This is a genomic window from Peribacillus sp. Bi96, assembly GCF_918698115.1.
In the GTDB taxonomy this organism is placed as follows: domain Bacteria; phylum Bacillota; class Bacilli; order Bacillales; family DSM-1321; genus Peribacillus.
Genome location: NZ_CAKKLV010000003.1, coordinates 252,967 through 266,243, shown reverse-complemented (window position 1 = coordinate 266,243; position 13,277 = coordinate 252,967). Strand labels below are relative to the sequence as shown.

Annotated in this window: 10 protein-coding genes; 7 read left to right on the top strand and 3 right to left on the bottom strand. The window is 40.5% G+C overall.

Going from position 1 to position 13,277, the window contains the following annotated elements; translation table 11 throughout:
• Positions 1-15: 15 nt before the first annotated feature.
• From xsc to LQ203_RS05890, 7 genes are all read left to right on the top strand, one after another.
• Positions 16-1,779 (top strand): sulfoacetaldehyde acetyltransferase, encoded by a 1,764-nt coding sequence (gene xsc / locus LQ203_RS05920; RefSeq protein ID WP_230156526.1) that lies wholly within the window; start codon positions 16-18, stop codon positions 1,777-1,779.
• A gap of 127 nt (positions 1,780-1,906) precedes the next feature.
• Positions 1,907-3,289 carry an aminotransferase gene (locus LQ203_RS05915; protein ID WP_290370537.1) on the top strand — a complete coding sequence of 461 codons (1,383 nt, stop codon included), beginning with the start codon at positions 1,907-1,909 and terminating at the stop codon, positions 3,287-3,289.
• Between the two features lie 149 nt (positions 3,290-3,438).
• Complete coding sequence (locus LQ203_RS05910) at positions 3,439-4,188, top strand: PIG-L family deacetylase (RefSeq protein ID WP_230156524.1); 750 nt, start codon at positions 3,439-3,441, stop codon at positions 4,186-4,188.
• Positions 4,189-4,241: 53 nt separating this feature from the next.
• Positions 4,242-5,303: a putative sulfate exporter family transporter gene (locus tag LQ203_RS05905; RefSeq protein WP_230156523.1), complete on the top strand. Its 1,062-nt coding sequence runs from the start codon at positions 4,242-4,244 to the stop codon at positions 5,301-5,303.
• 251 nt (positions 5,304-5,554) lie between these two features.
• A complete protein-coding gene (locus LQ203_RS05900; protein ID WP_230156522.1) occupies positions 5,555-6,265 on the top strand; it encodes a GntR family transcriptional regulator in 711 nt (236 codons plus the stop codon).
• Between the two features lie 697 nt (positions 6,266-6,962).
• Entirely contained in the window at positions 6,963-7,328 is a 366-nt protein-coding gene (locus tag LQ203_RS05895; protein WP_230156719.1) for a hypothetical protein, read from the top strand.
• Between the two features lie 29 nt (positions 7,329-7,357).
• On the top strand, positions 7,358-8,626 hold the full coding sequence (locus LQ203_RS05890) for an erythromycin esterase family protein (protein ID WP_230156521.1): 1,269 nt from the start codon (positions 7,358-7,360) through the stop codon (positions 8,624-8,626).
• Positions 8,627-9,096: 470 nt separating this feature from the next.
• On the opposite strand, the gene LQ203_RS05885 is transcribed toward LQ203_RS05890, so the two are convergent.
• The 3 genes from LQ203_RS05885 to LQ203_RS05875 are packed head-to-tail and all read right to left on the bottom strand — an operon-like array spanning position 9,097 to position 13,156.
• A complete protein-coding gene (locus LQ203_RS05885; protein ID WP_230156520.1) occupies positions 9,097-10,956 on the bottom strand; it encodes an ABC transporter ATP-binding protein in 1,860 nt (619 codons plus the stop codon).
• On the bottom strand, positions 10,953-12,677 hold the full coding sequence (locus tag LQ203_RS05880; protein ID WP_230156519.1) for an ABC transporter ATP-binding protein: 1,725 nt from the start codon (positions 12,675-12,677) through the stop codon (positions 10,953-10,955). The genes LQ203_RS05885 and LQ203_RS05880 overlap by 4 nt, the downstream gene beginning before the upstream one ends.
• Positions 12,674-13,156, bottom strand: coding sequence for a MarR family transcriptional regulator (locus LQ203_RS05875; RefSeq protein ID WP_230156517.1), 483 nt, complete (start codon positions 13,154-13,156; stop codon positions 12,674-12,676). The genes LQ203_RS05880 and LQ203_RS05875 overlap by 4 nt, the downstream gene beginning before the upstream one ends.
• Positions 13,157-13,277 lie beyond the last annotated feature (121 nt).

Here is a 13,277-nt window from a genome sequence, read left to right as displayed (position 1 = left end):
TAAGGAGAATGTGCTATGGTCGAAACAAAAACGGTAAGAGGAACGAAAGTTAAAATGACACCAAGTGAAGCCATCGTTGAGACGTTAGTGGCAGAGGGAGTTAAACATATCTCGGGAATTCTGGGATCTGCCTTCATGGATATGCTTGATTTATTGCCAACTGCAGACATCCGTTTTATCGGTGTCCGCCATGAACAAAGTGCAGCACATATGGAAGATGCCTATTGTCGTGTCTCAGGTGTTGCCGGGGTTGTCATCGGGCAAAACGGACCTGGAATGACCAATATGGTCACCTCTGTTGCAGCGGCCAATCAAGCTCATACTCCTATGGTGGTCATCTCTCCTTCAGCTGGTACACCAACGGTTGGATGGGATGGTTTTCAGGAATGTGATCAAGTTTCCATCTTCAAGGCCATCACGAAAGAAACGGTTAGAGTGACACACCCAGGCCGGGTCGCTGATTGCCTTAGGACAGCATTTCGGATTGCCTATGCCGAGAGGGGACCAGTTTTATTCGATATCCCCCGTGATTACTTCTATGGTGAAGTGGAAGATCAAATACTTCAACCACATCAATATCGAGTAGATGAAAGAGGTTGCGGATCTTCTGCATCCTTGGATAGAGCGGCAGAAATTTTGGCTGAGGCTGAGTATCCTGTGATTATTTCCGGCAGGGGTACGGTTGATTCAGATGGCATTGAGGAAATTAAGAATATTGCAGAATATTTAACAGCTCCGGTAGCTGTCTCCTATATGCATAATGATGCTTTTCCTGCTGATCATCCATTATCAGTCGGCCCAATCGGTTACATGGGTTCAAAGGCGGCCATGAATACACTTAAGAAAGCGGACGTCATATTGGCGGTCGGTACAAGATTATCAGTATTTGGAACGTTACCATGCTATGACATTGATTATTTCCCTAAAGATGCGCAAATCATCCAAATAGATATTAACCCAAGGCAAATTGCCAGGACACATCCTGTGGAAGTTGGAATCATCGGAGATGCCCGTGAAGCGAGTCGTGAAATTTTGAAACGGTTGAAGGCTAATAAACCTAACGTAAAACAAGAAAAAAATCGGATAGTCGAAGTAACGAATGAAAAACAAAAATGGGAAGAAGAATTGGTGAAACTCGCGATGATCGATGGAACACCGATCAATCCGCGTCGGGCCCTTTTGGAATTGACTAAGGTGTTGCCTGAAAATGCCATCGTCACTACAGATATCGGTAATGTTTCGTCAACTGCAAACGCTTACTTGAAATTCAATCAGAGCAGAAGACATATCGCTGCGCTTACATTCGGGAACACAGGATTTGCTTACCCATCCGCACTAGGTGCCAAGTTAGCTGAGCCGAATACGCCTGTTTTAGCCATTGTTGGAGATGGGGCATGGGGGATGAGCTTACATGAAGTGAGTACGGCCGTTGAAGAAAACATTCCTGTCATCGCGTGCGTCTTCAATAATAATGCCTGGTGCGCAGAGAAAAAGAACCAAGTCGATTTCTATAATAACCGTTTTGTAGGGGCGGATATCCAAAATCCTGATTTTGCAGAAGTTGCACGATCCATGGGTGCAGTTGGTATTAGAGTGGAAAAACCGGAGGAATTAGGGTCTGTCATAGAAAAAGCAATAAAATCTAACAAACCGACTGTCATTGATATACAAGTGGATGGAACACAGTTAGCTCCTCCATTTAGAAAAGATGCATTAAAAATGCCTACTAGATTATTAGAAAAATATTCTCATTTAGATCATAAAAACTGGGATAAATGATGGTGTGAAAAGAGTGTAACGGTGGCGCGATGACTTTATGATGATGTTAGTCATCGCACCATTCACCACCTGGTTCTAATTTATTAAGAGTCTGTTACTGCATGGGAACGTAACTAAATTGCGTTCAATGAATAATAAGGGGGTTTCAATTGTGAAGTTGGAAACTGAAACGAAAGACCTTGTTCAAATGGATAAAGATCATTTATGGCATGCGATGCATCGCTATAATGAAAAGGATGCTCCCATGATGGCTACGGAAGGAACCGGCTCATGGTTCACGGATACTAAAGGAGATAAATATTTAGATGGAGTTTCCGGATTATGGTGCTTGAACCTGGGCCACGGACGGAAAGAAATCGCCCAGGCAGCCTATGAACAAATGATTAACTTATCTTATTTCCCTTTAACGTTAAGCCATAAGCCGGCCATCGAATTATCGGCAAAAATAAGTGAACACTTAAAGGGTTCCTATACAACTTTTTTTACGAACAGCGGATCCGAGGCGAATGAGACCGCATTCAAGATCGCTCGGCAATATCATTCTCAAAATGGAAACCCTGGGAAATATAAATTCATCTCTAGGTATCGAGCTTATCATGGTAATACGTTTGGCTCATTAAGCGCAACGGCACAAGCGAATCGGAGAGTGAAATATGACCCAGGGGTTCCAGGATTCCTCCATGTGCCGCCGCCTTACAGTTATCGTAGCTCGTTTGGGGAAAACGTTGAAAACTCTGATCTTCTTGCAGCTGATTATATCGATCAGGTTATTAACTTTGAAGGATCCGAAACGGTAGCTGGTGTTATTCTTGAACCATTCATCTCTGGTGGAGGGGTCCTTATTCCTTCAAAAGAATACTTAACAAAAGTTGCTGAAATCTGTAAGAAGCATGATGTTCTTTTAATTGTGGATGAAGTGGTTTCAGGTTTTGGAAGAACTGGAAAAATGTTTGGGTTTATGCATTCAGATGGGGTTCAGCCGGATATTGTAACGATGGCAAAGGGTTTGACCAGTGGATATCTTCCACTTGGGGCAACAGCGGTGAACTCAAGGATTTATGAGAAATTCAAAGGTGATGGTAAATTAAATCACTTTAGGCATGTGTCAACATATGGAGGCCATCCTGCATCATGTGCAGTAGCTCTTAAGAATATTGAAATCATCGAAAAAGAAAAAATTGTTCAAAGAGTAGCTGAACTAAGTGAAACTAAACTAAGTGAGCTCTTTGAATTGACGGCCCTTGATAAAGTCGGGGAGGTACGCGGGGTTGGATTCTTATATGGAATTGAATTAGTGGAAGATAAAAAATCAAAAACGCCCGTTTCCGATGAGTTCATGGGAAAAGTAATAGGGTCATGTAAGGCTAAAGGGCTTATCATCGGCCGTAACGGTGATACAGTTCCTGGATATGGGAATGTATTGATCATTGCACCGCCTTTATCTTCAACAAATGAAGATTTAGATTTTGTCATTGAAACAGTAAAATCCGTTTTATATGAATTATGCTAACCGATAAAAGGTGATTGGCCTTTAGAGTCATATCATAACCGATTAAGGATGATGGGCATGATATGTCTGACTGTATTGACATCCATGTCCATTTTTTATGTTGGGTCTAACCGTGTGGGATAACTGGACAATACGAAGTAGGAGGAACTATGCAAACACAACGCAGGTTATTGGTGGTACTTGCACATCCTGATGATGAATCTTTTCTGTGTGGCGGAACCATTGCCAAAATGTCAGAGCGGGGTGTTCAAGTAACTTTACTATGTGCGACAAAAGGCGAAATGGGCAGGCGCATGGGAAATCCTATTTTTACAACAAGGGAGGCATTACCTGGACTTAGGGTAAGGGAGTTAAAAAGCGCTTGTGAAGAATTAGGGATCAAAGACCTGCGATTTTTACATGTAAGGGATAGAACGATTGAATTTGAATCCATCGATTTATTGACGGAGAGAATCATAAAGGTGATTCGTGAAGTTCAACCGGATGCACTCGTAACGTTCCATGAGAAATATGGGGGACACCCCGACCATTGTGCGATTGGCCGTGCTGCCGAATTTGCTTTTCTAAAATCCGGTGATCCCGATTTTTATCCAGATCCCGTTTTTCCCGCTTATAAGATTCATAGTCTGTACTTTGTCCTTTGGCATGCTTATTATGAGGAATGGCTAAATGAAAACGGGCAGAGTAGTATCACAAGAGTGAATATAACAGGAACTTTACAGAAAAAGATCTGTGCCTTAAGGTCCCATCGTTCCCAGACTTTAGCCGTTCCGGAATTGTGGGGGAACCAAAATCCGAGCTTGCCTTTTTTAAAGAAATTCGAATATTTCATCAAAGGATATTCTCCTACTAATATAGAAGAAACTGATCTTTTTCAAACGATTGAAAGGATGGGATGAACCATTTATTAGCTGTTAAAAGTCTTTAGTATATGGAAAGGGGGAAGGAATGTATGGAATTAGAAAAATATGAGCCACTGGAAGAAGCCATAGAGGAGCGGAAAAAATCGAAATCACCGCTTCAAAATAGCAAGCTTTTGTGGTTGAGTGGTATCGCCTTCACTTTTTTTATTGCCCTTTTAGGTTTGGGGCTATCTGAAATTTCAGGATTCAATCGAATTGGTCCTCTTGCGTGCTCGATTATCATTGCCGTTATTTATCGTCAAATTGCGGGATATCCAGAAAAATTCCGGACTGGAATTGAATTTTCCGCTAAAAAACTATTGCGTTTTGCCATTATTTTATACGGGTTGAAATTAAATATCGATGTGATTTTCAATCAGGGTTTGCCATTGTTGGTCCGTGACATAGGGACAGTAACATTTGCCATAATCGTAATGGTCTTGATTGCAAAGTGGTTAAAGGCAGATACATCCATTTCCCTTCTACTTGCGGTAGGAACAGGGGTATGCGGAGCAGCAGCCATCGCCGCAATTTCTCCAATCGTGAAAGCTAAGGAAGAAGATACAGCCATAGGCGTCGGGATAATCGCTTTAATGGGAACACTTTTTTCCATTATATACACCCTAATACGTCCGATTATTCCGCTATCGAATTTGGATTATGGTATATGGTCAGGGATCAGTCTTCATGAAATCGCCCATGTTGCATTGGCAGGGGCTCCGGCAGGTGAAGATGCGCTAGCGATTGCACTCCTTGCAAAATTGGGCCGTGTTTTTTTACTTATCCCTTTATGTTTCATTTTTATGTATTGGATGAAAAAGCGCACAAAGGAAAAAACAGGCCTTGATGCAAAAATTGATTTTCCATGGTTCCTCGTTGGTTTTATTATCATGAGTTTAATCGGAAGCTATGTGTTTGGAACCTATATAACAGTGTCACCAGCCGTAATGGATGGTATTTCTAAAACGACTACATTTGTTTTGACAATGGCCATGATCGGTCTAGGACTGAATGTAAGCCTGCAGGCACTTCGCACAAAAGCCATGCGTCCCCTTATAGCCATGACCATAACTTCTTTGCTTCTTTCCATCATATCGTACTTTATCGTTTAATTTATGTATGGAAGCTTTCCATTATTGTCCCACTTGATACCGGATAAAGATCCTTCCCTGAATAGGCGATACTATTCAGGGCTTTTGACTACATACAAATAAAACGGTATTCACACCTGAACACGAGTTGTATTTGAAAAGATGGTATGGGAATGTGAATGTTGGTATGTTTGAATATTATAACTATTTGGTTTACAATAAAAGAACTGATACGAACATTACAATGTCTTTATCTGTTTGGAGGAAATTTTATGGAGTTAGACTTTAATAATCCACTCCCTTTACATGCTCAATTAAAAACTATATTGGAAAATCAGATTTTAGAAGGGTATTATAAGGACAAAATCCCGAGTGAAAGGGAACTCATGGATATGTATTCTGTCAGCAGGAGCACTGTACGGGAAGCCGTTTCCATCCTGGTTCGTGAGGGAATATTGGAAAAAAGGCATGGCAAGGGAACGTTCGTATCCCTTAAACCTGTACAGGAATGGCTTAAGATGATAAGTTTCACTGAAACTACAAAAAGCATGGGAATTAAATTACTTGATCATGGACGTGTATTGACACCTGAAAATATAGCTGATGCAAATGGGTTTGAGGATGAATCGTACCATATCAAAAGGTTGCGCTTACAGGGGGATGTCCCCATAGCCATTGAATTGCATTATTATTCTTTGGAACTAGGAAAAAAATTGACCCAATTCGATTTAAGTACCACAGTATTGTATGATGCACTCGAAGGAGATTTAAACATTAACTTTTGTGAAGCGGAACAGATCATTACCTGTGGATTTCCAACAAAAGAAGATGCAGAGCATTTAGGCGTGAACGAAACGATGTGCTTACTGATTACGGAACGTATGATTTTTGATTCCGAGGGAAATTTGGTAGAGTACTATAAAGGTTTATTCCGATCTGACATGTATTCTTTTGCTATGAAAATGTCGAGAAAGAACAATTGATTTTGCTTTTCCGACGCATAAAGTGACCTAGGCCTCCTATATGGAGGCTTAGGTCTTTTCGGTTCTAAAGTATTTATAGATGGATGATGGAGGAACTTGAACTGATTAAAAACACAAGTCAAGTAATTCAATAAAAACCCCATTATCTACATTCTTTATTTGGAGACGTGAAGTATGATCGGCTTGTTGGCATGCCACCTGTAGTGAAAGCCTTCTTCAAGTCCCACTTTCCGGTCAGCTTATTATGAGTTGATTATCAGCCACTGCGTAATGCCGTTGGGCCGACAGCACATTGAAAATTCCCCGATTCATCTTTTCCATGGGCACTCCTCACTCCAGACCAGTCCACCTAATCTGGTAATTATCTTCTCTCTTTTGATACCCAAACTATACTTTTTAGATGAAAAGTATTCCAGGCGTATTAGCGCTTATTAAAAGTTCAACTTGTGTAATTATGCTTTATGTCTCATAACGTATAAGTTGAATACTGGTCTCCACTTTTTGATTAACAATCGATCGTAAAATGAGAACCTACGGGAACAAATTAATGTTGGTCCACCTGAGGCCAATCCAGGCGAATCGCGGATCAGGTTTACTTTTTCCGGGGAAAGTCCTTTTTCATATTAATATTTATAGGATTGGTCGCTTAAGGAAAATCTATAAATGAAGATTATTAACAATGGTGTTAAGGGTGGCTGTGGAATTGAATAAGATCAAGGATATAACTCCGGAAGATGTAGAAAAGATACAGACTGTAAACAAGGGAATGTCTTTCACAAAAAACTTCAGGTCTGCTACTTTTGTTTTTATTCCAGGCTTTAAGGATCCAATTACTGAAGGCGCTGCTGGAAAGGCTATTGCTCACTACAATCTATATGGAAACAAAGATATGTTTATTAACACAACGGTCATTATGGATGATCAAGCTCTATTTAAGGAAGAAAATTTCCAGCTGCTTTACTCCATCTGTGATGAACTTGTAAATCGACTGGTGGGATACGCTAATACACTACTTTCAGTACACGTAGGTTCAAATTCTTATAATGCTGAGTACAAACGATGATGGTCGTAAGAAGAATAGGAGGAAAAACAGTGCAGCATAATCTGGTTCAGTCAATAATCGAGCATTCAGTACCTCTTACAAGTGAAGCTGATTGGGATAAGCTCGTTCAGCAAGTTGAAAATTCAAAATTTGTACTGTTGGGAGAGGCATCACATGGAACATCCGAGTTTTACACGGCACGAGTTGAAATGACAAAAAAACTGATTAAAGAAAAAGGGTTCACCTTTGTTGCCGTTGAAGGCGACTGGCCCGCATGCCAGGCTATTAATAGATATGTTAAAGGGTATGACCTAGTAACTAAATCCGCACAGGATGTTCTCAAAAGTTTTAACCGTTGGCCGACCTGGATGTGGGCAAACGAGGAAATGATCGACCTGATTGAATGGATGAAAGAATACAATGAGTCTGGTCAAAATCAAACAAAGGTTGGATTTTATGGGATAGATATCTATAGTCTTTGGGAATCCATGGATGAAGTTATCCATTACTTAAAAGAAATTGATTCACCTGACCTTGAAGCTGCCAGACAGGCGTTCACATGTTTTGAGCCATTCAATCGGAATAATGAGGAGTATGCAGTTTCCGCAGGCATTTTTTCGGAAGATTGTATAAAGGAAGTTGCCGAATTACTGACAACGATTCAGCAAAAAAAAGAAAAATATCCCCATCACGAAGAATTGAATTTGAACCTTCAAGTGAATGCATTGGTTGCGTATAATGCAGAAAATTATTACAGGACCATGGTGGTTCATGACGATAGATCATGGAATATTCGAGATATGCATATGGTGGATGCACTTAATGCAATCATGGATTTTTACGGTTCAGAAGGAAAGGCGATTGTATGGGAACATAATACACATGTCGGCGATGCCAGCGCTACTGATATGAGAGATGCCGGGATGATTAACGTCGGCCAGGTAATTCGTGAGCAAAACCCACCTGAACATGTATGTATCATAGGATTTGGAACCTATAGGGGAACTGTTATTTCGGCAGATGAATGGGGCATGAATTTTGAAATAAAAACAGTACCCCCGGCAATGAATGGAAGTTGGGAGGAGGCTATGCACCTTTCAGGAGCATATGATAAAATGCTCATTTTCACCGATGAAAATCGTCAACTATTCAGAGAAAGGGTTGGACATCGGGCGATTGGGGTTGTATACAGACCTGAATATGAACAACATGGAAACTATGTACCTTCTGTAATGTCAGATAGATATGATGCTTTTGTTTACATTGACGAGACTCAAGCCCTTCACCCGCTTGTTCATGATAAAGCACCTGTTGTGTAGTAAAAATAAAAAGCGAAGCCGTTTTATAATATTTCGTGTTATAAACGGCTTCGCTTTTTTGTTCGTGCTTATTCTTAATGCTGCCCAATGTTGGTGTAATAAAAATTGCTAGTCAATTTAAAAACTTGAAATTCAAAAAAAATGATGATGAAAACAAAAAAATTAATAGGTTATATCCTGCTGATAAAGGTGAAAGGATTATCCTTTTTGAATAAGAAGAAGTGTATAAAGTTACATTATCCGAATTTTCTAGGGACGAAATGGTTTTTCACCTTCTTCAAAGAGTCAGAAAAAATATTGAGGTAGATTGGGAATTTGTGAAAAAGGGAAATAAAAGAGGGGATTGATACTGTTTATAACTTATCCGCTTCATGGATGACTGAAGCATTAGTTAAAATGCTTATGCTGGTTGTGGAAATAAATATATAAAAAGAGGCTCGATTTCAGTATGAAATGGAGCCTCTTTCTTATTATCCTGCTACACTTTCAGAAAACTGGCTATTGTAAAGATCTGCGTAGAAACCAGATGCCTCTAAAAGTTGTGAATGAGTTCCTTGCTCAATAACTTTCCCTTGATCCATAACAAGAATCAAATCAGCATCCTTAATGGTAGAAAGGCGATGGGCAATAACAAAACTGGTTCGTCCTTCCATCAGCTGGTTCATCGCCTTTTGGATAAAGACTTCTGTCCGAGTGTCAACACTTGATGTCGCTTCATCCAATATCATGATTGGTGGATCTGCAAGCACAGCGCGTGCGATGGTCAAAAGCTGCTTTTGTCCTTGTGAGATGTTCGAAGCTTCTTCGTTTAAAACTGTCTCATACCCATCTGGCAGTGTCCGAATGAAATGGTCGGCATGTGCCATGCGAGCAGCTGTATAAATTTCTTCATCTGTTGCTCCATTTTTTCCATAAGCGATATTGTCCTTAATCGTACCATTAAAGAGCCAGGTATCTTGAAGCACCATCCCAAAGTTCCTACGAAGATCACTCCGGGACATATTCCGCGTATCAAGACCATCAATCTTGATCTTTCCGCCATTGAGTTCATAAAATCTCATCAAGAGATTTATCATCGTCGTTTTTCCAGCACCGGTCGGTCCTACAATTGCGACCGTCTGTCCAGGCAACACATCGATGTTCATATCTTTAATTAACAAGTCGTCAGCATACCCAAAGTCTACTTGTTCAAAAGTGACAGCACCATTTGCTCTATTTAAATTAGCTGTGGTTTTTTCTTTTATTTCCTCTTCTTCATCAAGTAGCTCAAAAACACGCTCAGCTGCTGCAACAGTAGACTGAATAATGTTTGCGATGTTTGCCGTTTGAGTGATCGGCTGGGTGAACTGCTTTGAATATGTGATGAATGCTTGAATATCACCAATTGAGATCGAACGTTGCGTTACTAATATACCGCCGACAACACTGATGAGGACATAGCTCAAATTTCCGATAAAAAACATCATGGGCATGATGATACCAGATATAAATTGTGCCTTGCTTCCCGCTTTATACAATTCTTCATTAACCTTAGTAAACTGGGCACTCGCCTTTTTTTCATGTCCGAATGCTTTAACGACTTGATGACCAGTATACATCTCTTCAATGTGCCCATTCAATTCTCCGAGTGTACGCTGTTGATCGGCAAAATGTTTTTGGGATCTTTTTAAAATGGGCCGGATTGCAAATATTGACAAAGGTAAGCTAACAATGGATATTAGTGTCAATAATGGGCTGATTGAAAGCATCATAATGATAATACCCAATATTGTTACAATGGATGTGATGAACTGGGTTAAGCTTTGTTGAAGGGTGCTCCCGATTGAATCAATATCATTTGTCATTCTGCTTAGTGTTTCTCCGTTTGGACGGCCTTCAAAATATTTAAGGGGAAGTTTCTCTAGCTTTTTATTAACATCTTCCCGTAAATCATATACTGTATCTTGGGCAACACTGGACATAATGTATTGTTGTACATAGTTGAAAAGGCTGCTTAAGACATACAGGCCAGCAAGCAGTAGAAGGATCTGGCCAATTTTATCAAAGTTAATAGCAGCTCCCGGTATTCCTTGGAATTTACCGTAAGCCCCTTCGAATAATTCCGTAATCGCCGTTCCCATGATTTTTGGTCCGACAATCATGAAAATCGTACTCATGATGGCAGCGAAGAACACGGCAATCAATTTGTTGCGCCGCGGTTTTAAATAGGCCAAGAGACGTCTTAGTGTTCCTTTAAAATCCTTTGCTTTTTGACCCATCATCATCATGTTACCGCCACCAGGGCCGTGCCCCATCTGACCGCCGCTTTGAGTTTTTTTTCGATTACTCATGCAATTTCCTCCTCTGAGAGCTGTGATAAGGCGATTTCACGATATACGTCGTTTGTGCTAAGCAACTCTTTGTGTGTACCAATGCCTACAATATGCCCTTCGTCTAAAACGATGATTCGGTCAGCGTCCACGACTGTACTAACACGCTGTGCGACGAGTAATACGGTCGCAGTTTTCGTTTCATCTTTCAAAGCTGCACGAAGTTTAGCATCTGTCTTGAAATCAAGAGCAGAAAAGCTATCATCGAATATATAAATATCCGGTTTTCGAATGAGTGCCCGTGCAATCGAGAGCCGTTGTTTTTGGCCACCTGAAAGGTTTGATCCGCCTTGTTCGATTTCTGCATCATAGCCTTCCTTCAATTGACTTATAAAATCTTCTGCCTGCGCAATACGGGCCGCATGCTCAATTTCCTCCTGGGTTGCGGTTTGTTTTCCAAAGCGAATGTTGTCAGCAATGGTACCCGTAAAGAGTATGGCTTTTTGTGGCACAAAGCCAATTTTAGAACGAACTTCATCTTGTGAGGCATTACGAATATCAACACCATTGACGCGAATGGATCCACTTGAAATATCATAAAAGCGGGGGATCAAATTTACGAGCGTTGATTTCCCTGAGCCTGTTCCCCCGATGAGTGCGGTGGTTTCACCAGGTCTTGCAGAAAAACTAATATCCGATAATGCAGGTTCCTCTGCTCCTGGGTAACTGAACGTCACATGTTCAAATTCAAGGGTACCGCGGTCACGATCTGCCTTTCCCGTTCCTTCATCTTGGAATGAAGGTTCCATATCAAGGACTTCGTTGATCCGTGTTGCCGACACGGCCGCACGGGGTACCATAACGAACATCATGGATGCCATGACGAGTGCGAACATAATTTGCATCACGTATTGGATAAAGGCCATTAAGTCCCCAATCTGCATACCGCCGTTATCAATCCGAACTCCACCAAACCAAATGATACCAACAACCGTCAAGTTCATGACAAGCATCATTATAGGCATCATAAATGCCATGATTTTATTGACTTTTATTGAGACATCTGTCAAATCTTTATTCGCTTTCTTAAGGCGTTCCTTTTCTTGGGTTTCACGATTAAAGGCACGAACTACGCGAACCCCAGTTAAATTTTCTCGTAATACAAGGTTCAAACGGTCCAATCGTTTTTGCACCAACTGAAAAAGAGGGACACCTTTATATAGAATGATCAGGATTGAACCAATCAACACAGGCATTGTGACGACAATGACAAGTGATAATTTGGCATCCTTCGAAACGGCCATAATCACTCCGCCTATTAACATAATGGGTGCACTGATAACCATACGAAGCATCATAATAACCACTTGCTGGACTTGTGTTATATCATTGGTCGTTCGTGTAATGAGAGAAGCGGTACCGACTTCGTCAAATTCTTGTAATGAAAATTTTTCAACATGATTAAAGACTTTCAAGCGGATATCGCGTCCCATGCCCATTGCGGCTTTGGAAGAATAGTAACTTGCGATAATGGAAGCACAGGCGCCAAGTGCTGAAACTAACAGCATTATTCCACCGATTTTCCAGATGTAGGGAGTGTCTCCAGGGACGACACCTTTGTCAATAATATCTGCCATTAGTGTCGGTAAAAAGAGGTCGGACATCGATTGGATAAAGACCAGTCCGAAAACTGCTAAAATAATCCATTTATAAACGGATAAATTTTTCAGTATTTTTATCATTTTGAACACTCTCCTTGTTCTGTTGCTTCTACTTCTAAATAGTTTGTAATTTGAAGATGTGTTTCAATCAATCCTTCAAATTGTTCTTCAGTAAGCATTTCAATGACCGCTTGAAAGGATTGGTGAATGCTGCCTTCATGCAAATGAATCGTTTTCAATAGATTTTTTCCCTTTTCGGTGATGGTCAGCTGAATCTCACGACGGTTGCCCTCCACTGGCTCACGATGGAGCAGGCCTGCACGAACAAGACCATCGACCGATTGGCTCAGTGTGCTTTTTGGAAGAAATGTTTTCTCCCCAACATTTTTTTGCGTCATCTCTTTGTAAAGGATAATGGTCATCAAAATAGAATATTGTGGAACTGATAATCCGTATTCTACTGCTGTTTTTTGAACGATCCGCATTATATTTTTCTGCACGTACCAAAATGAACGTAAAAGTTTTGCGGAACGCATTAATTTTTGATTTTCAGTCTCCAAAGGACATCACATTCTTTCTTTTTTGAACTGTTCCAAAACGAACAGTTATTTTTTTGAATCATTAAAATTTACAACTATTTTTCCACATAGTCAAGCAAAAAAAATAATTTCAACAGTTCGA

Coding starts and splice junctions, on each gene's coding strand:
- LQ203_RS05905 (WP_230156523.1), top strand. CDS start 4,242: ATGGAATTAGAAAAATATGAGCCACTGGAAGAAGCCATAGAGGAGCGG.
- LQ203_RS05910 (WP_230156524.1), top strand. CDS start 3,439: ATGCAAACACAACGCAGGTTATTGGTGGTACTTGCACATCCTGATGAT.
- LQ203_RS05885 (WP_230156520.1), bottom strand. CDS start 10,956: ATGAGTAATCGAAAAAAAACTCAAAGCGGCGGTCAGATGGGGCACGGC.
- xsc (WP_230156526.1), top strand. CDS start 16: ATGGTCGAAACAAAAACGGTAAGAGGAACGAAAGTTAAAATGACACCA.
- LQ203_RS05900 (WP_230156522.1), top strand. CDS start 5,555: ATGGAGTTAGACTTTAATAATCCACTCCCTTTACATGCTCAATTAAAA.
- LQ203_RS05915 (WP_290370537.1), top strand. CDS start 1,907: ATGAATAATAAGGGGGTTTCAATTGTGAAGTTGGAAACTGAAACGAAA.
- LQ203_RS05880 (WP_230156519.1), bottom strand. CDS start 12,677: ATGATAAAAATACTGAAAAATTTATCCGTTTATAAATGGATTATTTTA.